Below are 22,497 nucleotides of genomic sequence, written 5' to 3' on the forward strand. Positions count from 1 at the left end.
GCATCGGTGAGAAATCCGGGTTAAAGGGGATCAACAAATATTTGATACTTTTCAGATATCTTCTTATGATAGTTCACGAGTATTAAAGGTTCATTAATGGGCCTTTAATACTCGTTAACGGAGTTCAGAGGTGGATTCATCCAGTTCAAATACTCGTTGACGGAGTTCAGAGGTGGATTCATCCAGTTCAAATACTCGTTAACGGAGTTCAAAGGTGGATTCATCCAGTTCAAATACTCGTTAACGGAGTTCAGAGGTGGATTCATCCGGTTCAAATACTCGTTGACGGGGACTAGAATTAGAATTGACGTGACGTTTCTTAATAGCTAAAGTGTCAGATTCTCTGCCATTGCGCGATCGCTATCTTGCCTTAATCGATGAAATTGTTGAAGCCACCCTCAAGGGCAAAATTAGCTCTGTTGAGATGGTGTATCAAATGCTCCTTAAAGGAATTACTTCCGGTACAGGGGAAGTCTTTGAGTTAGTTTTGAGCGATCGCCTGAATGCCCTCCAAAGCCAAGTAGATAGTGAAAACGACGAACTCAAGAAAGCCAAGGCTACTCGCAGTTTGAGAGCCATTAAGACCATTCAAAGTCAATGGCAACGCTGGCAAGAGCAAAACAAAGCCACAGAAGCGATCGCTTCTGGGGTTACAGAAATTACCACAGCCCCGGCTGACGAGCGTCTAGCGACATTTTTACGGATTACTGACCCCAATCAGAAGTATCCGCTAAATTTGCAGCAGCTACAGCAATTATCAAAAGCATTACAGCAATTTGCCCAGGCGGATGCTGATTTAGAACAATTTTCCGAAGGTATTACCCGTGGTTTAGCTTCTTGGCAGCGATTGCAAGACAACTTGCTCAGTTGGATGTACGAGCAAAAAGAAGCTTTAGGATTTGGCGGCGTACCCGGGGAACGCGGCCCTTGGGCAAGTTGGGCTAAACAATTAAATAGTGAATTACCCAAAGCACTGCTTCGCACCTTAGCGATGGAAGGATCGGCAATTGAGTTTGCCCAACGACAACGGGGAATCACCCTCAGAGATTGGGTGGAAATGGCATTGATTTTACAGTTCTTGCAACGGGGACTAATTAACTGGTTTGACCAACAAGCTTACGATGTTAAGGCGGGGCCAAAGTTGTCCATTTCCACATTCTTGACCTTTGCAGTGATTTGGAGTCAATTAGCCAGTGGTTTTGCCAGCATTACGACAGTGTACGGCGATGCCTGTTCTCAAATTATGCTCCAGATTTTGCGAACCTTCGCCCAGCGTCCATATTTTCCCTTTTACGGCGGGATTTTTGCCTCTTTTACTGGCACTTATTTGCGAGATGCCCTAGATTATTTGGATGAACCATTGCGAAGAGGCGAAGGAACCCAAGAAAAGGCGCGGATTTTGACCCTTTTAGGTTATTCTCAGCGTGCTATGGGACAATACCAGCGCTCAATTGATTTTCATCAGCAGGCATTAGAGATAGCCAGGAATGCAGGCGATCGCGCCTGTGAAATTGCCAATCTCAACCACCTCAGCCGTACCTACGTGCAACTGCAAAATTATGCTGAAGCAATTAACTACAGCCAACGAGCATTAATATTGAGTCGGCAAGCAGGCGATAGAACAGGCGAAGCAAACGCGCTAGTAAACTTAGGTTACAGCGAAGTCATGCAAGCTCAAGAACTAGAAAATCTAGAACCCGAAACTTATGAATCTGCAATTAACTATTTGGAACAAGGTTTAAAATTATCAGAAAAATTAGGCGATATTCAAAGTAAAGCCTTATGTGTCAGCAGCTTAGGAATCGCTTATCTAGTAATTGGAGAACACCAAACAGCAATTAAATATCTTGAAGATGGCTTTAAAACAGCGCAAGTTTCCGGTGATTTGTATCTCCAAGGGCGGAACTTAGCTTATTTAGCAGAAGCTTATTACCATCTCCAAAATGCTGAAAAAACCGTTTACACAGGTTGCTTAGGAATGTATCTTTTAGAGCAAATTGCTTCTAATGAGTGGCGACAAGCGGCAGGTTTACTAACAATTTTGCAAGGACAAATAGGTGTAGAAGCATTCCAAAATTTCTTACAGCAACATCGCCCTAAAATCATTGCAGTTATCGGTGTAGATGGGTACGATCACATTCCCAAATTATTAGAAATATACAAACAAGATATGTAAGGAGGCAGGAGGCAAGATAATACAGTTCGGTTTAAGGTTTTTTGATGGAAATTCTAGATCGTAAAGACGCGATAAATCGCCCTCAAGACAAAATGATTCTTGTAGAGACGGCGATTCATCGCGTCTCTTGCCTTAACCGAACAGTATTGAGAGATAGGAGACAGAAGATAGAAATTGAAGAAGAAAATAATAACTCCTAACTCCTAACCTATTACTAAGTAATCACAGTTGGTTGTTCCCGCCCTGTCAGTTCCCGGATCTGGGCTATCTCCTCAACAAGAGCGATTAAAGAAGCAAGTGCTTCTTGTGGATCGAGGTTATGTTTAGCAGGATCTGCCTCGTAGCTTTCTATATAAACTCTTAGGGTTGCACCTTGAGTCCCCGTACCAGAAAGTCGCACCACAATGCGGGAGCCATCGGTAAAGCCAATGCGAATACCCTGTTTTTCGCTAACGCTGCCATCAACAGGATCGGTATAACTAAAGTCATCACTGTATTCAACTTGATAGTTACCGAATTGCTTGCCTTTGAGAGTTGGCAATAAGGAATGCAGTCTTGCGATTAAGGTGTTTGCTGGCTCGATCTCTATCCCTTCATAGTCATGGCGGGAGTAATAATTGCGTCCATAAGTCTGCCAGTGTTCCCGGACAATTTGCTCAACAGATTGTTGCCGCTCTGCCAGAATATTCAACCAGAACAGAACCGCCCATACCCCATCTTTTTCGCGGATATGGTTAGAGCTAGTACCAAAGCTTTCTTCACCGCAGAGAGTAGCTTTACCCGCGTCTAAAAGGTTGCCGAAAAACTTCCAACCAGTTGGTGTTTCATAAGATTCAATTCCAATGTGAGCGGCAACTCGATCCACAGCTTGACTAGTAGGCATCGATCGCGCTACTCCTGCTAAACCGGAACTATAACCAGGGACTAGCTTGGCATTTGCGGCTAAGATTGCGAGGCTATCGCTAGGAGTGACAAAAAACTTCCGCCCTAAGATCATATTGCGATCGCCATCTCCATCAAAAGCTGCCCCAAAGTCTGGTGCATTGTCTCCGTACAAAATATCCACCAACTCATGAGCATAAACCAAATTTGGATCGGGGTGTCCGCCTCCAAAGTCTTCTAGGGGTGTACCATTACGCACAGTTCCCACTGGTGCGCCCAAGCGTTTCTCAAAAATGGCATGAGCATAAGGGCCAGCTACCGCATGTAAGGCATCGATGCTGATTTGAAAATTTCCAGAAGTCAACAGTTGCTGAATGCGATCGAAATCAAACAGGGACTCCATTAACTCTTGATAATCTTGCACCGAGTCAATCACCTCAACTACCGTCTCTCCCAAATGTGATTCACCCAAGGTTTCTAAATCTACATCTGGTGCTTCCAGAATTTGGTAGCTATCAATCACTTTACTGCGATCGTAGATAGCCTCTGTCACCTTTTCTGGCGCTGGGCCACCATTACTAATGTTATATTTCACACCAAAGTCACCATTTGGCCCGCCCGGATTATGACTAGCAGACAAGATGATGCCGCCAATAGCCTGGTATTTGCGAATAATAGCGGAAGTTGCAGGAGTAGATAAAATCCCCCCCTGGCCAACTTTAATCCGCCCAATGCCATTAGCAGCAGCCATTTTCAAAATGATTTGAATGGCTTGGCGATTATAGTAACGACCATCACCACCCAGAACTAGGGTTTGCCCCTGCAATTCCCCCACAGAATCAAAGATAGATTGGATAAAATTTTCCAGGTAGTGGGGCTGCTGAAAAGGCTTAACTGCTTTCCGCAGCCCAGAAGTACCGGGCTTTTGGTCGGTAAAAGGAGTAGTAGAGATTTTACGGATGTTCATAGATCGTATTTAACAAGGCATTTTCTCTTACAGCTTTGCATAAGTTCACTCTAAAGTATTGAGGGATTTTAAACCCCTCAATACTTTAGAACTTGAGGGGGATATTTTAATTAGTTAGTGGTATTGGCGATCGCCCTTGGCGTTGGCGCAGCCATCGCTCTCGACAACTCCCGAAACAACATATTGGCAACCTTGGAACTGAGTAGTGTCTTGATTTTAAGTTTTAACGCATCTACTTTCTAAACTGTAATGCCCTCCAACTCCTCATCTGTCAACTCATACAATTGGCGTAATTTATCTAACTTATCACTATCAGCTTCCCAGAAACCCCGCCCATGCGCTTCCAACATTCTCCCTAAAATATTGCGAAAAGCTTCAGGATTTGCCTTACGTAATTTATCCGCCATCTCTGCATCTAACGCATAAGTATCAGCCGCTTGATCGTAAACCCAATCATCGGTAAAATCGGCAGTACCACCCCAACCAATCAACGCCGTCATCCGTTGAGAAATTTCAAAAGCACCACCAGAACCTTGATTCGCCATCGCTTGCGCCCATTTGGGATTTACCAACTTAGTGCGGTACTCCATTCTAAGCAAATCATCTAAATTGCGGGGTGTAGTATCCTTCGAGAAACTTTCCACAAAGCTAGTTGTCACCTTCTTACCGCCTTGTTTTTCTGCTGCCCTTTTCAACCCGCCCGTATTAGCGTAATATTCTTGAATATCAGTTAAACCATATTCTACCGAATCGATTTCTTGGACAATGCGATCGCTAGTTTTTAACAACGTATTCAAAATTTCCGGTCTAGCTTGCCCCTTATCTTCTCTCCCATAGCTGAATACATTGCGACTTTGCCAAGTATTCCCCAACTCCTCACCAGATTCCCAGTTTCCATCGACAACTCTATCATTCACCAAAGAACCAAAATCACCCGCCGGATTAGAAAACAATCTCGCCGATGGATTTTCTACACCTTGGGCTTTTAAAGCCAAAGCATGTTTCCTAATAAAATTCCGATCTTCCGGTTCATCAGCATCAGCCGCCCGTTGAAATAAATCATCCAACAATTCGATAATATTGACAAAACTATCCCGGAAAATCCCAGATAAATTACCCAACACATCAACGCGGGGATGTCCAACCTCCGCCAACGGTTTCAACTCATAACGAACAACTCTACCAGTTCCTTCCTTAACAGGTTCAGCCCCCACCAACTCCAAAAGAATTCCCAAAGATTCACCCTTAGTTTTAATCGCATCCAATCCCCAAAGCATCACCGCCACCGTTTCTGGATATTTTCCATACTCATCCAAATGCTGGGCGATAATTTTTTGACCAATTTCCCGTCCCCGTTGGTATGCAGCAGGTGAAGGCATCCGATAAGGATCTAAAGCATGAATATTTCTCCCCGTAGGTAAAACACCAGCCCCATCCCGTAACAAATCCCCACCAGGCGCAGGCGGAATATATTCCCCATTCAATCCCCTTAACAAATTCGTTAACTCATCCGTAGATTGCATCAACAAATCCCTTATTTCCTTCTCCTCCTCTCTGCGTTCTCCGCGCCTCTGCGGTTCGTCTCCAAAATAAGCCTCCAAATAAGAAGCCAACTCCTCTTCATTCGGTGCTTCCCCCAAAGTATGCAACCCCGAAGAAAACAACCGATTTTCTAAAACCTGCAAATATTCATACAACTCCACCAAATAATCATCAAAAGCATGACTGCTAAACATCCGCACATTCTCAGGAGTAAACGCAATCCCCAACCGTTTAGCATCCGCAAACGGACAATCAGCATCCAACCCAGAGTCCACAATTTTTTTACAAATCCCTTCCTTCAAAACATAATTATTTTGCGGATCTTCCCGATACTCCGCAATCAAATCACGCAACGCCACCAATTCCTTATACAAACCTGCCCGCCCATAAGGCGGTACATTATGAGAAATCAACACACCATAACCGCGACGTTTTGCCAACATAGATTCAGAAGGATTATTCGCCGCATATATATATAGATTCGGCAAATTTCCTAACAGAATATCCGACCAAGAATAACCCGTATTCCCCAACGGAGAACCAGGCAACCATTCCACCGTCCCATGCATTCCAAAATGGACTAAAGCATCAGCTTGAAACTCATTTTGCAGCCATTTATAATAAGCAACATATTGCGGATGTGGCGTTAAATCTCGTTCAAACATTAAGCGCATTGGGTCGCCTTGTATCCCCAAAGGTGGTTGTACACCTATCCAGATATTTCCTAATTGCACGCCACCAATCTGAAATTCATCGCCATAAGTTTTAATACCGGTTCCCGTGAGAGATTTCCATTGTTTTTCGATGCGGGAGGTTTGCAGATATCCCAACCATTTTTCTAGAGTGCGAACATTGACACTACTTGTAGGGTGGGCATCTTGCCCGCCCCTAGATAATGGCGGGCAAGATGCCCACCCCACAAGAGGATTAGCTTCATCTGCTTTTTTCACCCAGCGAATCAATTCTTCTCCATCATCAGGTAAATTTCCCACGGTATAACCTTGTTCTTTAAGTGCGTGGAGAAACTTCAGCAAACTACGCGGCACATTTAATAATGCAGCTGTCCCCACAGCACCATAACCTGGAGGAAACCCATATAAAATAATGGCAATTTTACGTTCCGATGCAGGTTTTTGCCGCAAAGCCACCCAACTTTTCAGCCTATCAATTAATCGCTGCACTCGTTCGGGAACCAGATAAATATTTTCGCCCACCAAACCACCGAGAGGAACGGTATCAATAGCCCCATCCAATTCTGGTAAGGCGTATAACACCACACTTTGCAATCCACCAATACCTTGGCGCGTCCACGAGTGAATATCTTGAATTAATAATGGTGCAGCAACAATATAAGGTACATTCTTGGCAGTGAGAATGCGCTTTGCTACTTCCACCTGACGGCCAGCTTCCATTGAACCAGCCGGGCCACCCACTAAAGGAAAGCCAATTGTGGAAACGATCGCATCTACTTTTACTGCTTCACTAGAAAGTGAGGGAGTCTCTATATTATCGAGTTGTCGTTGCTGAATTTCATAGTCGGTTGTCATCAAATCTCGTACCGCGACGTGTCCTTCTACGCCGTTGATGAAGATGGGTAAAGGAGTTAACCCAGCTTTTTCAAAACTGCGAATCAGTTGGGGAATGTAGGGTTGTTTGGTGATGACGTGTTTTCGGTAGAGGAGAATTCCGATAATCGGTTTTGTAGAGACGCGATTCATCGCGTCTATTGGGAAGACGCGATGAATCGCGTCTCTACAATGGGTTTTATGCCATTCTAAATACTCGCGGGGCGATTCAAAAAATCCTTGATAATCGGGGTGAAGTAATCCGATGTTGGGGGTTTCGATTAGCGGGGGAATGTCGCCGACTTTTAAAGTTAAATATTTTTCTGCTAGTGTCCAGAATAATGAAGCGACGTTTTCTGTACCGCCAGCATTCCAGTAACCATAGATGATTAACCAGTTACGCAAGTCTTGGACTTTTTGCACTGGGACATATTTCAGTAGTTTGGGGCCAATTTTTAAGAAGCTGATATAACCAGCGAGTTTGTCTTCTTCTCGTCCGTTGCTGAATTTGTCGAGGATAAATTTAACTGGTTTGGGCATTCCTTTCGGTTTGTCGCCAATGGCAAAGTCACCCAATTTGGTTAAACTCATCAATTCTAAGGCTGACTCAAAGACTAGACGGATGGGAATTTGGGAAATGCGATCGCGCAGCCACACAACCTGATCGTAATCAAATAGCAGGCTACCGAAAAATACATCAGCGCCATCAAGTGCTGCTTCTACCTCGGCCCGTTGGCTGGTAATATTGCGATCGCTAAATACCCGAATATCCAACTCAGGACAGCGAGAGTTAGCCAAAAAAGCGGCTTTCCTGTACAAGTCAGCGTTGAATGATTCAAACCCAGCAACCAAGACGATGCGTTTCATGCCTGTAAGCTACGAAATATTTCTTTACTTAAATCTTAAACGTGCTTTCAGGCTGATTGTTAAATATCTACCCACAGATTTCGGTCAATAATTTCTTAAAAGCTTCCTCAGCTAAAAGAACTACGGGAATTTGTTACCAAGTTACTGAGTTCAATCTTTTAGCTGGGCGATCCAGTTCTTTTGAAGCGCCATAATAGTTTCATCCAGGTGAGGATCTATTGCTACAAGCAAGTGGACGCGAGAAAAAACCAAGTATATTACGAAACATAAACAGGCTTAAAGCCCTTACTAATGACCAATGACAAAGGACAAATGACAGCCTCACTCACCCCTTCGGGACTAACGGCTTTAGAAGTGTGCAGTGATGAATCGGTGTATGCTCCCGGTCATATTCAGCCGCATGGAATATTGGTGATGCTGCAAGAGCCACAGCTGACAATTTTACAGATTAGTGAAAATGCGGAACAGTTTTTTGGGATTTCGGCAGAAGCATTACTGGGTAAACCCTTACGACGGTTGTTTTCCCGCGCTCAAGTGCAGCGACTTGCTGGCTACCTGACTGAAGATAACCTAGAACTTGGCAATCCGTTTAAGCTAAAAACACGGCGGAAGGTTGCCCAGACCGATTGGCAACGAAAAAATCAGACATTCAGAGGTGTAATGCACCGGATGGGAGATGGGTTGATTTTGGAACTAGAACCTCAGCGATCCATCAAAAGCACCCACTCAATCCAGTTCTATCGCCGCCTGCAAGCTGCGATCGCTAATCTTCGTAATGCTACTAACGTGACGAATCTGGCTCAAATCCTTGCCAAAGAGGTGAAAGCGATGACTGGGTTCGATCGGGTGATGATCTACCGCTTTGAGGCAGACGATAGTGGTGTGGTGATTGCCCAGGAGAAACAGACGCATCTAGAAACCTATCTGGGACTGCACTACTTGGCAATAGATGTTTCTGCACCAGCCCACAAATTGTTTTACCGCAATCGAATGCGATTCATTCCCGATGTCAATTACACCCCTGTGTCGCTGATTCCCACCAACCATCCTCTGACAGATGCACCCCTCGATCTAAGTAATTCTCTGTTACGGGGAGTGTCTCCCTGTCACGTTGAATACTTACAGAATATGGGGGTTGCTGGGTCGATGACGATTTCGTTGCTCGACGACAAACACCTCTGGGGATTAATTGCCTGTCACCACTACAGCCCGAAGCTAGTGGATTATGAAACTCGCAAAGCCTGTGAGTTTTTAGGACAGTTTGCCTCAATCGAACTGGTGCATCAGCAAGAACGAGAATTGCAGATTTACCGAACACAAGTGAAAACAATTCAGGATGAACTGCAACAGAAGTTATTGCAGAATGCCAATTTGCTTGAGCAAGTTTTTAGCCGAAACTCTTCTCAATTACTGGATCTGGTTCATGCTCAAGGAGCCGCGATTTTGCTTGATGGTCATCTGATATTAGTTGGTCAAACGCCATCGGATACCCAGGTGCAGCAGCTTGTAACATGGTTGGTGCAACACAACGAAGAACGAGTGTTTGCTACCGATTCCCTCTCACGTTTATATCCACAAGCAAAAGCATTCAAAGATCGAGCTAGCGGCATCTTAGCAATTTCCATCTTATTCAATCATGTCAAGCAAAAGTCTTACCACATTCTCTGGTTTCGATCGGAGCAAATCCAGACGGTGAATTGGGCGGGCAACCCCCAGGATGCAGTCACCATCAACGAAATTGGCGAGATGCAATTGTGTCCCCGGAAGTCCTTTGAAGTGTGGAAAGAAACCGTGCGAGAAACTTCCTTGCCTTGGGAAGTTGCCGAACTAGAAGCCGCCAGTGAGATGCGAAATACACTGATGTTGGTAGTACTGGAGTTTTCCCAGACAGCTCTAGAACAAGCCGCAGAACAAGCTGCGATCGCTAACCGCGCCAAAAGTCAATTCCTCGCTAAAATGAGCCACGAACTCAGGACTCCTCTGAATGCCATTTTGGGATTTACTCAGTTGATGAATCGTAGCGACGCAATTCCATCTGAATTTCAAGAACATTTAGGTATCATCAGCCGCAGTGGAGAACACTTACTAACCCTGATCAACGATGTGTTGGAAATGTCTAAAATTGAAGCGGGTCAGTTACAGCTAACAGAAAACTGTTTTGATTTGCATCAGCTAATTCACTCCATCATCGATATGGTTGCCCTCAAAGCTTTAGAGAAAAGAATCGATCTGATTGCAGAGCAGCATCCCAGCGTTCCTCGCTATGTGTATGGTGACGAATCAAAACTACGCCAAATTCTGCTCAACCTATTAACCAATGCGATCAAATTTACGACAACAGGTAGTGTCACGCTGCGATTACAAGCTTTCGTCAATTCACTTAATTCAAAACAACGCAGTTCCTCTGATTCCAAAGCAATTATCACCCTTCATTTGGAAGTTGAAGATACTGGATGTGGCATCGCTCAGTCTGATATAGAGAATGTGTTTGAAGCCTTCATGCAAACAGAAGAAGGTCGCCATGCTAAAGGTACAGGCTTAGGCTTATCGATTAGCCGTCAATTTGCCCGTTTAATGGGTGGTGATATTACAGTGCAAAGCACCTTGAGTCAAGAGTCAACCTTCATTTGTGAGGTTTTACTGAGTCTGGTAAACTCAGTGGATATCATTGCCTCCCAAACGCCTCGCGCTGTTATCGGTTTGGAAGCGGGACAGCCAAATTATCGCATTCTGGTAGTGGAAGACTTTAGAGAAAATCGTCAGTTACTCGTCAGGCTATTGGAATCAGTTGGGTTCGAGGTATGTGCAGCCAAAAACGGCAGCGAAGCGATCGCTCTGTGGTCAGAATGGCAACCGCACCTGATTTTGATGGACATTCAAATGCCGGGAATTGATGGCTATGAAACTACCCAGCAAATTCGAGACACACAAGCGGGTAAAGACGTGGTGATTATTGCGCTGACAGCCTATGCCTTTGAGGAAGATTACACCACTAGCATTCAGTCAGGCTGCAATGACCACATCACCAAACCATTTCTAGAAACTGTCCTATTTGATCAAATGGCACACTACTTAGGAGTCCGTTACCGCTACCGCGAAGAAGCTTTATCGGGGTTAGATCGGAAATCCCTAAGCGCCAAAGATTTTCAGGTAATGCCGCCAGAGTGGATTATTCAGGTGCATCAAGCAGCTCTCGATCTCAACGATGTCGAACTCTACAATCTCATCGCTCAAATCCCCAACCAGGAGCAAGTTCTCGCCAATGCCCTGAAATATCTGGTCGATAACTTCCAGCTAGAAGCGATCGCAACTCTAACCCAAATTCACGAAAACGACTGTGGCTAATTTACTTAAATCCGCTTCTGAAACAAACATCCTCATCGTAGACGATACCCCCGATAATCTCCGATTGTTAACTAAAATACTAGAGTCGCAGGGCTATATTATCCGTAAATCTCTCAACGGGAGAATGGCATTACAAGCTGCTTATCGATATCCGCCAGATTTGATTTTGCTTGACATCAATATGCCCGAAATGAACGGCTATGAAGTTTGTCAACAGTTGAAAGCATCAAAAACAACAGATCAAATTCCGATTATTTTTATTAGTGCCCTTGACCAAATCAATGATAAAGTTCAGGCATTTGAACTGGGTGGACAAGACTATATTACCAAGCCGTTTCAAGAACTTGAAGTGCTAATGCGAGTCAAAAACCAGCTACTCATCAAACAGCAATACCAACAACTTCTTGAACAAAATCAACGCCTAGAGCATGAAATTCAAGAACGTCTAAAGGCTGAAGCAGACATAAGACAGCTATCTCTCACTGATGATTTGACAGGATTATATAATCGACGTGGTTTCTTTTGGCTGGCAAATCAGCAATTTAAAATTGCCCAGCGTACACAAATGTTGTGCTGTCTTTTGTTTGTTGATTTAGATGGTTTAAAGCAGATTAATGACTCTCTAGGGCATGAAATAGGAGACAGAATGATCGTTGACACAGCCCAAATACTAAAGCAAACTTTCCGTGATTCTGATATTGTTGCCCGTCTAGGAGGAGATGAATTTGTAATATTTGTTCCTATCTGCTCTAGGAATACAGATGAATTTTATCCTCGATTGCAAGCAAGTATCGATCGCTATAATCAAGATCATAACTATTTGTATCAACTATCTATAAGTATTGGCGTGACACAATGTGCCTTGAATGAAAACGTTTCGCTAGAACAATTGATAGAAGAGGCTGACAAGCTCATGTATGAACATAAACGCGCTAAACGCCTCGTAGAACATTAACAAGAAAGAATTCAGGAGGCAGGAGAAGCAATTCGGTGGTATCATTGCATCGAAATGATACCGTAATTTTGTCTAGATATAGAATTCTATCGCCCTACTAATGATAGATTATTTCTGAAAGGAGTTTGCTGCAATGTCCACAACACCAACCACTCGACTAATTTTAGAGACTTTACTCCCCCATCTCAAAGTAGCAGCAGCTTATGCCAATTTTCTGCAACCAAAAATTGCTGCACTTCCCGCCAAAGAACAAGCAAACAACTTTTTTAGTGCTGCACTTACTGATGCGGATGTGGCTATTCAAAATTTGGTAGAAGTAGTATTACTAGGCACTTTCCCAGAGATTCGCTTTTTTGGTGAAGAGTATGAAAGTTCTCACAACACCAAGTATTTTCGCGCTACCGAACTCGGTTCAGAAGGTGATTATTTAGTCACACTCGACCCAATTGATGGCACGAAGTTTTACATGGATGGACATTCTAATTACCAAATTATTCTAAGTATTCTAAATTATGATGAATTTGAAGCAGTAATTGCCATTTCTCCTGCCCAAAATGTTTATTTTTACGCGCTTCGAGGTGAAGGTGCTTTTAAAGGGACGCTGGAGATGAGTTTAGAAGCCTGTGCCCCATTACATATTACATCCGCCAAACCTGCTATTTTGTTGGGATGGGGGATGAATGCGATCGCACATTTACTAAAAGATCGATATAAAGTAATCGATATAGCAACTGATTACTCTAGTGATATTCAAATTCCCAATCTCAATGGTATTCTCAGTGGTGACTTGAGTGGAGCAGTCATCAAATCGGGTAAGTTTATTGATAGTGCTGCACTCGCTTTTATTGCAAAAGAGGCTGGCTGGATTGTCACTACTCTGGATGGTTCGACTTTACCGCCACTGCATACTTGTAAAAACTATAGCCTGCCTGGATTGATCGTAGCTGCCTCAAAATCTGTTCATCAAGACTTATTATCAGCGATGCAAAGTGTAGCTGTTTGAGGTAAAAGCAACTGGATACCGTTTTCCACGACTCATATTTTTTTGACAAAATGAAAATCTGTATTGTTGGCGCGGGTGCGATCGGCGGATATTTAGGGGCAAAACTGGCACTTGCAGGTGAAGCAGTGACGTTGATTGCGCGTGGTTCTCATTTGGAAGCGATTCAAAAAAATGGGCTGAAGTTACTCATGGCAGACGGTTCTAGTCAAATTGCTACTCCGACTTTGGCAACTAGTGATATCCAGGAAGCAGGGACACAAGATGTAGTAATTTTAACTGTAAAGGCTCACAGTGTACCCGCGATCGCACCTTCTCTTCCTGCACTCTACAATCCTGACACAATGGTGGTGACAGCCCAAAATGGCGTTCCTTGGTGGTACTTTCGCAAGCATAGCGGTGAGTATGAAGGTACGCGGATTCAATCTGTTGATCCAGATGGGATTATTGAAACTAGTATCGGTGCCCAACGCGCCATCGGTTGTGTTGTTTACCCGGCAACTGAGATAATTGAACCAGGTGTAATTAAGCATATTGAAGGCGATCGCTTTACTCTGGGTGAAATCGACGGCACTAAAAGCGATCGCATCCAATTATTGGCACAGACTTTAAAACAGGCAGGATTCAAAGCACCAATTCGCAATCAAATTCGCACGGAAATTTGGATTAAGTTGTGGGGAAATGTGGCGTTTAATCCCATCAGTGCCTTAACTGGTGCGACTTTAGAGGATATTTGCCGCTATCCCCTTACCCGTGAACTAGCAAGGCTTATGATGACTGAAACTCAAGCGATCGCAGAAAATTTGGGTATAAAGTTTGGCATCACTTTGGAACAGCGAATTAATGGCGCAGAAAATGTTGGTGCCCATAAAACCTCGATGCTACAAGATATTGAAGCTGGACGCGCTACGGAGATAGACGCGATCGTTGGCGCGGTGGCGGAATTGGGAAAACTCACTCAAATTCCTACACCTTATATTGATGCTATTTATGCCAGCGTTAAGCTACTAGAGGCGACTAAAGTCAGAATTTGACAGTCCCGAAGTTTTTATGGGATTAAGGGACTTCCAAGTAATAAAATATCACAATATTTCTTGTGGGATGGGCATCTTGCCCGTCCTGTGAATTGGGCGCTCATGTTGCCCGCCCCACAAGATTGAATAATTTATTTATTGGAGTTCTTTAGAGGATGTTTTAAAAGTAGTTTGCTGTGATTTTAGGCACTTATTGATCCCCCCTAGCCCCCCTTAGAAAGGGGGGAACCGGAATCAAAGTCCCCCTTTTTAAGGGGGATTTAGGGGGATCTAAAACGTTTTGTTACCGAGAAGAGGACTTTTAAAACATCCTCTTAAGCAGAGACTTTACCATGCATTAATTAGGGCTTGTAAGTCGATGCAATGGCATAACAAGTCGATGCAATGGCATAACAAGTCGATGCAATGGCATAACAAGTCGATGCAATGGCATAACAAATCGATGCAATGGCATAACAAGTCGATGCAATGGCATAACAAGCCGATGCAATGGCATAACAAGCCGATGCAATGGCATTGCAGGGCAAGATGTGGGGAAATATTTAGAAGACTTGTGTGTACACGGTATTATTTGCTCGATTGATGTGACAGTTTAAGGTGCAGAATATTTTATGAAGAAAAAGAAAGTATGGCTATTAACAATACTGGTTGTAGCAGCAGTAGGAATTAGCATCATCATAGGACATAGTAATTCTCTAAAAGCTGCCTCATCTTTAGGTAAAGACACGCTGACGATGATTACTTCCCCAGATTATCCCCCTTATGAGTTTTATGATACGAAAGGAGGCGATCGCCAAATCGTTGGCTTTGATATAGATATTGCCAAAACCCTTGCTGAAAAACTAGGGTTTAAACTTCAAATAATGGAATCCGATTTTAATGGATTAATTCCTGCACTGCAAGCAAATCGCGCTGACTTTGTAATGGCTGGGATGACTCCGACTCCAGAACGTCAGAAAAATATTGATTTTTCAATTATTTATTACGAAGCTAAAGATACAATTGTCGCTCCTAAAGGTAGCAACCTGAAACAGCCCCAAGACTTATCAGGCAAAAAGGTTGGGGTGCAACTCGGAACAATACAGGAACAAAATGCTCAGAAAATTGCTAAAAAAGTTGCGGGTATTCAGCTAAAGCAACTCAATAAAGTGCCGGAAGTAGTTCAAGAAATCAAATCTGGGCGAATTGATGCCGCAATTGTTGAGGATACTGTTGCTAAGGGATTCGCCCAAGCTAACCCAGATTTAGAATTTAATACAATTCCCTCAGAAGAAGCAAGTGGATCGGCGATCGCTTTTCCTAAAGGTTCTTCTTTTGTAGAACCGTTTAACAAAGTCCTTCAACAAATCAAGGGCGATGGTACATTGAATAAACTTGTCGCCAAGTGGTTTTCACAAAATACCGCCAATCCTGTATCCTCAACTCCTGCCAAAGGCGGATTGAATCTCGATTTCACCAGAATTCTTCCCGACATTCCCTTTATTCTTCGCGGAATCCCTTTAACTTTATTGTTCACCCTATTATCCGTATCCTTAGGGTTAATCTGGGGAACAATCCTGTCTCTATTAAAAATTCTCGGCATCAAGCCGCTTACCTGGGTTGCTAACGCCTACACTTCTATTTTTCGAGGTACACCTTTGTTATTACAGTTGGCGTTGGTTTACTACGCAACACCCCAGCTTACAGGCTATGACATTTCCGCATTGCAGGCTGGGGTACTAACTTTTACCCTGAATTCTGGCGCTTATATGTCGGAAACCATCAGGGGTGGGATTCAAGCGGTGGATAAAGGGCAAAGTGAAGCGGCGATGTCTATGGGTGTTCCCTATTGGTTGATGATGTGGGATGTGATTTTACCCCAAGCATTGAAGAATATTCTGCCAGCATTGGTAAATGAAACTATCGGATTGCTTAAAGATTCCGCGCTAGTATCAACCATTGGGGTGGTGGAAATATTACGCAGCGCTCAAATCGTTGGTGCAAATAAGTATATTTATTTTGAACCACTGCTATTTGCAGGATTAATTTACTATGTTTTAGTAATGGGTATGACTTTGAGTGCATCGGCTTTAGAAAGGAGGTTACGGCAAAGTGAATAATGTAGTAATTCGCACAGAATTCTTATGTAAATCCTTTGGAAAACTCGACGTACTCAAAGATATTTCTACTGAGTTTTATCAAGGGGAAGTGGTTGCTATACTAGGCCCTTCTGGTTCAGGTAAGTCTACCTTTTTGCGATGCATAAATTTGCTAGAACAACCCACCAAAGGAAAAATCTATTTTCACGAGCAAGAAATTACCAATCCCAAGGTAAACATTGCTAAGGTGCGCCAGCAGTTAGTAATGGTATTTCAACATTTTAATTTGTTTCCCCACATGAATGTGCTGCAAAATGTCACCTACGCACCCATAAAGGTGAAAGGAATAAACAAGCAAAAAGCAGAACAACATGGCTTAGAATTGCTTGAATCGGTAGGTTTAGAAGAAAAAGCAGATGTATACCCATCCAAACTATCGGGGGGACAGAAACAGCGAGTAGCGATCGCGCGGGCATTAGCAATGGAACCTGAGATGATTTTATTTGATGAACCTACCTCTGCACTAGATCCCGAAATGGTTAAGGATGTGCTGGAAGTGATGAAAGCTTTAGCGCTATCTGGGATGACAATGGCGATCGTTACCCATGAAATGGGCTTTGCAAAAGAAGTTGCCAATCGGATTATGTTCCTCGACCAGGGGAGTTTAGCAGAAGATGCTACTCCTGGCGAGTTTTTCCAAAATCCTAAGTGCGATCGCGCCAAGCAGTTCTTAGAAAAAATGCTTTAGAACAATTGAAATTCGCCGCTTTTTTTGTATTCTTGAAACTTTTCCAAAACGGGGCGATCGTTTGGCATTAATGTAGGTAAGTCTGCCAAATCAAAGAATTCCAGCGCCAGCGATTCTCCATCTAAGCAAGCCAGACTGCCTGACCATTCAATGGCTCGCAAAATTAAAATGAAGGTTTGGACGCGATCGCCATTAGGATAAGTTACAGTTTCAAAGGCTGGGTTGGAAGAAAATCCCACGGCTGCAAACCGCTTAACCGTTAAACCAGTTTCTTCAAAAACCTCCCGTGCTGAACATTCTTCAGCAGATTCACCGACTTCTGGACAGCCACCAGGTAGCCCCCAAAGTTTGAAATCACTTCGCTTTTGCAACAAAACGCGCCCCAAGTTATCCTCAATAATCACACGTGCGCCAAATAATAGAAGTAAGCGATCGCCTACAACTTGTCGTAACTTGCCCAGATAAGAGTGTGACCAATTTGCCATAATTAGAAAATTTGTAAAGGAAATCTAAAGGTAGCAAATAGCATCTAAATTTACTTCAGTGTTTGTACATCTGGATAATAAGAAAAATAGTCGATAATGCTTGCGATCGCTATTTTCAGTACCAACCAATCAAGTATAGTAGTTACTATATGAACTTCTGCCTATTTATCATTGATATTCAAAATGGATTTATCACTGAAAATACAAGCCATGTTCCACAAAGGGTTAAATCCTTATTAGAGCAAAATATCTTTGAACACGTCATTTTCACAAAATTTATAAATACGCCTAACAGTCCTTATGTCAAATATCTAAATTGGCACGATTTAATGTCACCAGCCGAACAAAAAATTGTGGATCAGCTTGAAGTATTCGCTCAAGTAGTTTTTGATAAAACTATATACACTGCTTGTAACGAAGAGACACTTAATTTTCTAAATAAAAATGATATCCAAAAAGTATTTATTTGTGGATTAGATACTGATTCTTGTGTTTTAAAAACTGCCGTTGATTTTTTTGAGAACAATATCAAACCTTATATTTTAGAATATTATTCAGCATCAACAGGAGGGGATAAAATTCACCAAGCCGGTCTTTTAGTATTAAGTCAGATGATTGGGGTAAATAATATTTTAACTGAACCTCTAGATAGGCAAAATCTAAATAAATACTTACAGTTAGTATAGGATTACTATTTGATTTTTGAACGAAATTAGGTAGCGTAACGCACCCTACAAATACTATTATCACGGGTTTGATGCCGTACTCTCCGCGCTCACATCCTACTTATATTTTCAGGAATTAAGCCGGATTCCTATATAACCCACATTCCGTAGGTACGCTGTTTATAAAGAAAATCTAAAGGTAGTAAATAGCGATCGCCTGAAAACAGGATAATACAGCTGAACTCTCAAATCGTTCCTATTCAACATAGAACTATGGCATCTACACCTAAAATCCTCGCCTTTGCTGGCAGCACCCGGATTGATTCTTACAACAAAAAATTGGTAAAAATCGCGGCGGCTGGCGCTCAGGTAGCAGGCGCAGAAGTGACTTATCTAGACCTCCGTGATTTGCCCCTACCTTTGTTTGATGAAGACTTGGAAGCTCAAGAAGGACTACCAGCCAACGCCCGCACTTTTAAGGATTTGTTGATTTCTCATCAAGGATTGCTGATTGCTTCGCCGGAATATAACAGTTCACTCACAGCAGTTTTGAAGAACGCCATTGACTGGGCATCCCGTCCAGCCACAAATGAAGCGCCATTGGCTGCTTTTGCAGGTAAAGTTGCTACTATTATGAGTGCTTCCCCAGGCGCTCTTGGTGGTTTGCGCGGGTTGGTTCACCTGCGGTCTATTTTGGGAAACATCAAAGTTTTGGTACTACCCGATCAAATCGCATTACCCAAAGCTTACGAAGCCTTCAATCATGATGGCACTTTAAAAGATCCGAAACAGCAAGAATCTATTGAGCAGTTGGGTAATGGCTTAACAAAAATATTGCTGAAGCTTAATTAAATTGTTCAATTTTATAGTAGATAACGAATACCTATCATTAACACAAAGATACCATACAACTTTCTCATCAACTCGCTGCTAATAAACGGCTGATTTGCAAACAATGCCCCGAAGAAGTTACCCACGATTAAACCAACTGCAATAATCAGGGCATACTTGATATTAAGATTACCATTGCGATGGTAAACTAAGGCTGCTAAAATCCCAATTGGCAAAATTTGAGCAGCCACAGAAGTCCCTGTAGCTAATTTCTGATCTAAACCAATTACTAACACCATTGCCGGAATCATAATTGCACCGCCACCGATACCAAACATCCCGCCAGCAATACCAGAAACTAAACCGATTAACAATAGTTGGATCAAGATATTAGACATAAAAATGGTTGCTAGATTATAAATTAATTTTCTGAGAAAACATTGACTTAGATAGCATTCCATGAACACCTTTGTTAGGACTGTTCACAACTTGAGTGATGTGAAAATTCACAGCTAAACTACACAATACATAAGCATCTTCTGGCGACAAATTTGCGAAGTGTTCTAGAAAATCGATCGTGTTTTTTAAAGCTAGTTCTAAGGCTTCATCTAAGGTTTGAGCAAAGCCCATTGTAATAATATGAGTTGGAGTTTCGGCAATTGGTGTTGTCAGTTGTAAATCCTTGCGAAGTTTGAGGGTAATTCTACCATTCATAGAAGTTTCAATGGCGGTGACATTTACCTCGCCATCTCCTTGTGCAGAATGCCCATCACCAATAGAAAATAATGCACCTTTTACAAAAATCGGCAAAAATAAACGAGAACCAGCAAGTAATTCCCGGTTGTCGATATTACCGCCGTAAGAACCTGGTGGGATAGAAGTTCGAGAGGTTTCTGGAGTAGCGACACCAAGAATCCCAAAAAACGGTTTGAGGGGAATTTTGATGCCAGCACCCGCCGGAAATTCCGCGATATTATTTGCTAAATCTAGAGGAATGAATCTCAACGCAGGTTGAGGAAACTGCTGTGGTAAAGCTCCCCAACCTGTACGAATGGCATTGAAGCCGACAGGTAAACTAGGTGCGATCGCATCTAATTGTACTTCTAAAACATCCCCTGGTTCGGCATCGCGCACATAAATTGGCCCTGTGAGTAAATGCGGCCCCCCAGCAATCTTGCGTTCTGGTAGAAGATTTTGGCAGATGTCGAGAAATTCTGGTGTGAGAAACTCAGGTGGTGCTTTGTCGTAAACGTAGTAACCAGTATAAGTTTCCACATCAACGGTATCGCCAGAGTCAATAATCAGTGCTGGTTCTAGTAGATGGGAGAAACCACCCAGATGCACAGTTTGCTTTGTAGCTTTTAAAATATAGTGACTCATCGCTGTTTTGTTGTCTATTGAGTGTACCAAATTTCCAGTCATCTCCATTAGTCACTGCGCCAAATAAAATTGATGATTGTTTATCTAGAGATTGAGCCAGAGCTATTAATTCTACCGCTAGTTGTGTAAACCCTCTTCTGATATCTGATTGTTTTGCTTCAATCACTAATAAAGAGTTAGATTTATGTAAGTAATAATCTAAAGTACCTTTGAGCTTTTCATCTACATTAATTGGATACTCACTATATAGTTGAGCTTTTGTTTGATCGCAGATTTCAGCTAGGATAGGAGCAATCATAAATTCTCTGACTGATATCTCAGCCGTCGGGTTAAAAAGCTTTATATTGCGCTGTAAGTAATTTTGTAAAAATTCTAAATAGCTAATTTCAGCAAAATATCTTGGTAATTTTAGCTCTGTGCGATCGTAGCTGTAGTCAAACTCAGCTACTACATCTATTGTGGGATTAGGTAACAAAAAGTATTGACTAAAAGTGTAACTTTGCTCAGGTTTTAAAATTCTATATTTATTCATGATTTTTTATTGTGAAAGAACTATGCCGGAGATATTACGAATTACAAATTATGAATTAGGAATTGATATGATTATCTCAACAATTTGCTAAACTCCAACTTCAGGGATAGCAAATAAAAATAATTTCAGTGTTGGGAAGTGAGAGGGGGTTGCAGAGTGGCTGATGATGAATGCATAGTCAATGCACAACAGATACATCCAAAAGATTTTTCATGGAGATTATGGCCTGTTTTGCCACTGTACCCTTATGGTAGGCGGCAGACAATCCGCAAAGAAGTGGTTAAGGACACAATCTGGAATTTTGACCAGATTCAAGGCATTTTCTACGTAGTTGTGCCGATTCGCATGACTGTAGTTAAACTCGAAACCGGGGGTCTTCTTATCTATGCGCCTGTTGCACCAACTCCAGAGTGCATCCGACTTGTGAATGAGTTGGTGGTGGAACATGGTAATGTTAAGTATATTATCCTGCCGACTATCTCCGGTATAGAACACAAAGTCTTCGTTGGCCCCTTCGCCAGATACTTTCCGACTGCACAGGTGTTTGTGGCTCCCCATCAATGGAGTTTCCCGCTAAATCTGCCCCTTAGCTGGCTTGGTTTACCCTCAAAACGGACTCAGGTACTCCCTGAAGATAGTAGCAAAACGCCCTTTGCTGACGAGTTTGATTATGCAATGCTGGGCCCCATCGAGCTTGGCCCTGGTCGATTTGCGGAGGTTGCTTTTTTCCACAAGCGATCGCATACTCTTTTAGTAACAGATTCAATACTTTCGATCCCAGAAGATCCACCTGCGATCGTTTTATTAGATCCATATCCCCTATTATTCCATGCCAGGGATCGGGCTTCTGATATTGTTGCAGACATTGAGATAAATCGCCGTAAAGGTTGGCAACGCATCTGTTTGTTTGCTTTGTACTTTCAACCAAGCGCACTACATACACCCCAATGGAGTCAGGTGTTGCAAGATGCCTTGAAAGCCCCAGAACGCTCAAGGAAAGCTTACTTTGGATTGTACCCCTTTACATGGCATCCCGATTGGCTGCGATCGTTTGATGCTCTTCGAGGTGATGGGCGGTTGTTTGTCGCCCCAATTTTGCAGACGTTAATTCTCAACCGCGCACCCCAAGAAACCATTGAATGGGCTGAGAAAGTTGCAAGCTGGAATTTCCAGTGGATTATTTCCTGTCACTTTGATTCACCAATTAAAGCCGAACCGCATCAGTTTCGCCAAGCTTTCTCTTTTTTGGAAAAACAGCCTGCTGTTAATGGGGGTTTGTTGAGTAGATATCTCTTACCAGAAGAAGATTTTAAACTACTTAAAGAAATCGATACAGGTTTAAATAAGTTTGGCATTGTGCCAGCAGCAAAGGAGAAAGTGTAGGACAGACAGCATAATGTAATTACATTTGAAGCATAAGTGAAAGTACAAGGACATCCAGCAGT

At 42.7% G+C, this 22,497-nt stretch carries 16 protein-coding genes; 10 read left to right on the forward strand and 6 right to left on the reverse strand.

Annotation, left to right across the window (positions count from 1 at the left end; translation table 11 throughout):
• Positions 1–331: 331 nt before the first annotated feature.
• Positions 332–2,176: a tetratricopeptide repeat protein gene (locus CDG79_RS17330; RefSeq protein WP_094343232.1), complete on the forward strand. Its 1,845-nt coding sequence runs from the start codon at positions 332–334 to the stop codon at positions 2,174–2,176.
• Between the two features lie 214 nt (positions 2,177–2,390).
• Here the strand turns inward: CDG79_RS17330 and CDG79_RS17335 are convergent, their stop codons facing one another.
• Together CDG79_RS17335 and bchH are read right to left on the reverse strand one after the other, a co-directional pair.
• Complete coding sequence (locus CDG79_RS17335) at positions 2,391–4,025, reverse strand: alpha-D-glucose phosphate-specific phosphoglucomutase (RefSeq protein ID WP_094343233.1); 1,635 nt, start codon at positions 4,023–4,025, stop codon at positions 2,391–2,393.
• Positions 4,026–4,264: 239 nt separating this feature from the next.
• Complete coding sequence (gene bchH / locus CDG79_RS17340) at positions 4,265–7,999, reverse strand: magnesium chelatase subunit H (protein ID WP_094343234.1); 3,735 nt, start codon at positions 7,997–7,999, stop codon at positions 4,265–4,267.
• Positions 8,000–8,290: 291 nt separating this feature from the next.
• Here bchH and CDG79_RS17345 point away from each other — a divergent pair, with 291 nt between their 5' ends.
• The 6 genes from CDG79_RS17345 to CDG79_RS17370 all read left to right on the forward strand — a co-directional run bounded on the left by CDG79_RS17345 (position 8,291) and on the right by CDG79_RS17370 (position 17,159).
• Positions 8,291–11,344 carry a response regulator gene (locus CDG79_RS17345; RefSeq protein WP_094343235.1) on the forward strand — a complete coding sequence of 1,018 codons (3,054 nt, stop codon included), beginning with the start codon at positions 8,291–8,293 and terminating at the stop codon, positions 11,342–11,344.
• Positions 11,337–12,299: a GGDEF domain-containing response regulator gene (locus tag CDG79_RS17350; RefSeq protein ID WP_094343236.1), complete on the forward strand. Its 963-nt coding sequence runs from the start codon at positions 11,337–11,339 to the stop codon at positions 12,297–12,299. The genes CDG79_RS17345 and CDG79_RS17350 overlap by 8 nt, the downstream gene beginning before the upstream one ends.
• 133 nt (positions 12,300–12,432) lie before the next feature.
• Positions 12,433–13,302, forward strand: a complete 870-nt coding sequence (locus CDG79_RS17355) for an inositol monophosphatase family protein (RefSeq protein WP_094343237.1) — start codon at positions 12,433–12,435, stop codon at positions 13,300–13,302.
• 50 nt (positions 13,303–13,352) lie between these two features.
• Positions 13,353–14,333, forward strand: a complete 981-nt coding sequence (locus CDG79_RS17360; protein ID WP_094343238.1) for a 2-dehydropantoate 2-reductase — start codon at positions 13,353–13,355, stop codon at positions 14,331–14,333.
• A 611-nt stretch (positions 14,334–14,944) separates the two neighbouring features.
• Positions 14,945–16,432 carry an ABC transporter permease subunit gene (locus CDG79_RS17365; RefSeq protein WP_094343239.1) on the forward strand — a complete coding sequence of 496 codons (1,488 nt, stop codon included), beginning with the start codon at positions 14,945–14,947 and terminating at the stop codon, positions 16,430–16,432.
• Positions 16,425–17,159, forward strand: coding sequence for an amino acid ABC transporter ATP-binding protein (locus CDG79_RS17370; protein WP_094343240.1), 735 nt, complete (start codon positions 16,425–16,427; stop codon positions 17,157–17,159). Before CDG79_RS17365 ends, CDG79_RS17370 begins: the two co-directional genes overlap by 8 nt.
• Here CDG79_RS17370 and CDG79_RS17375 read toward each other — a convergent pair.
• Entirely contained in the window at positions 17,156–17,644 is a 489-nt protein-coding gene (locus CDG79_RS17375; protein WP_094343241.1) for an NUDIX hydrolase, read from the reverse strand. The genes CDG79_RS17370 and CDG79_RS17375 overlap by 4 nt on opposite strands.
• 149 nt (positions 17,645–17,793) lie before the next feature.
• Here CDG79_RS17375 and CDG79_RS17380 point away from each other — a divergent pair, with 149 nt between their 5' ends.
• Both CDG79_RS17380 and CDG79_RS17385 read left to right on the forward strand, forming a co-directional pair.
• Positions 17,794–18,330, forward strand: coding sequence for an isochorismatase family cysteine hydrolase (locus CDG79_RS17380; protein WP_094343242.1), 537 nt, complete (start codon positions 17,794–17,796; stop codon positions 18,328–18,330).
• A 252-nt stretch (positions 18,331–18,582) separates the two neighbouring features.
• Positions 18,583–19,161, forward strand: coding sequence for an NADPH-dependent FMN reductase (locus CDG79_RS17385; RefSeq protein WP_094343243.1), 579 nt, complete (start codon positions 18,583–18,585; stop codon positions 19,159–19,161).
• An 11-nt stretch (positions 19,162–19,172) separates the two neighbouring features.
• Here CDG79_RS17385 and CDG79_RS17390 read toward each other — a convergent pair whose 3' ends face one another.
• The 3 genes from CDG79_RS17390 to CDG79_RS17400 are packed head-to-tail and all read right to left on the reverse strand — an operon-like array spanning position 19,173 to position 21,052.
• Positions 19,173–19,538 carry a sulfite exporter TauE/SafE family protein gene (locus CDG79_RS17390; protein WP_094343244.1) on the reverse strand — a complete coding sequence of 122 codons (366 nt, stop codon included), beginning with the start codon at positions 19,536–19,538 and terminating at the stop codon, positions 19,173–19,175.
• A 16-nt stretch (positions 19,539–19,554) separates the two neighbouring features.
• Positions 19,555–20,520, reverse strand: coding sequence for an acetamidase/formamidase family protein (locus CDG79_RS17395; RefSeq protein WP_094343245.1), 966 nt, complete (start codon positions 20,518–20,520; stop codon positions 19,555–19,557).
• A complete protein-coding gene (locus CDG79_RS17400) occupies positions 20,435–21,052 on the reverse strand; it encodes a hypothetical protein (RefSeq protein WP_223278189.1) in 618 nt (205 codons plus the stop codon). Before CDG79_RS17400 ends, CDG79_RS17395 begins: the two co-directional genes overlap by 86 nt.
• Before the next feature lie 156 nt (positions 21,053–21,208).
• Here CDG79_RS17400 and CDG79_RS17405 point away from each other — a divergent pair, with 156 nt between their 5' ends.
• The gene (locus CDG79_RS17405; RefSeq protein ID WP_094343246.1) at positions 21,209–22,435 is read left to right on the forward strand and encodes a DUF4336 domain-containing protein; all 1,227 of its coding nucleotides are present in this window, start codon (positions 21,209–21,211) and stop codon (positions 22,433–22,435) included.
• Positions 22,436–22,497: the final 62 nt, after the last annotated feature.

Origin of the sequence: Nostoc sp. 'Peltigera membranacea cyanobiont' 232, from assembly GCF_002245985.1 — a bacterium.
Lineage (GTDB): Bacteria > Cyanobacteriota > Cyanobacteriia > Cyanobacteriales > Nostocaceae > Nostoc.

Coding starts and splice junctions, on each gene's coding strand:
- CDG79_RS17365 (WP_094343239.1), top strand. CDS start 14,945: ATGAAGAAAAAGAAAGTATGGCTATTAACAATACTGGTTGTAGCAGCA.
- bchH (WP_094343234.1), bottom strand. CDS start 7,999: ATGAAACGCATCGTCTTGGTTGCTGGGTTTGAATCATTCAACGCTGAC.
- CDG79_RS17385 (WP_094343243.1), top strand. CDS start 18,583: ATGGCATCTACACCTAAAATCCTCGCCTTTGCTGGCAGCACCCGGATT.
- CDG79_RS17345 (WP_094343235.1), top strand. CDS start 8,291: ATGACCAATGACAAAGGACAAATGACAGCCTCACTCACCCCTTCGGGA.
- CDG79_RS17355 (WP_094343237.1), top strand. CDS start 12,433: ATGTCCACAACACCAACCACTCGACTAATTTTAGAGACTTTACTCCCC.
- CDG79_RS17375 (WP_094343241.1), bottom strand. CDS start 17,644: ATGGCAAATTGGTCACACTCTTATCTGGGCAAGTTACGACAAGTTGTA.
- CDG79_RS17335 (WP_094343233.1), bottom strand. CDS start 4,025: ATGAACATCCGTAAAATCTCTACTACTCCTTTTACCGACCAAAAGCCC.
- CDG79_RS17380 (WP_094343242.1), top strand. CDS start 17,794: ATGAACTTCTGCCTATTTATCATTGATATTCAAAATGGATTTATCACT.
- CDG79_RS17400 (WP_223278189.1), bottom strand. CDS start 21,052: ATGAATAAATATAGAATTTTAAAACCTGAGCAAAGTTACACTTTTAGT.
- CDG79_RS17390 (WP_094343244.1), bottom strand. CDS start 19,538: ATGTCTAATATCTTGATCCAACTATTGTTAATCGGTTTAGTTTCTGGT.
- CDG79_RS17360 (WP_094343238.1), top strand. CDS start 13,353: ATGAAAATCTGTATTGTTGGCGCGGGTGCGATCGGCGGATATTTAGGG.
- CDG79_RS17395 (WP_094343245.1), bottom strand. CDS start 20,520: ATGAGTCACTATATTTTAAAAGCTACAAAGCAAACTGTGCATCTGGGT.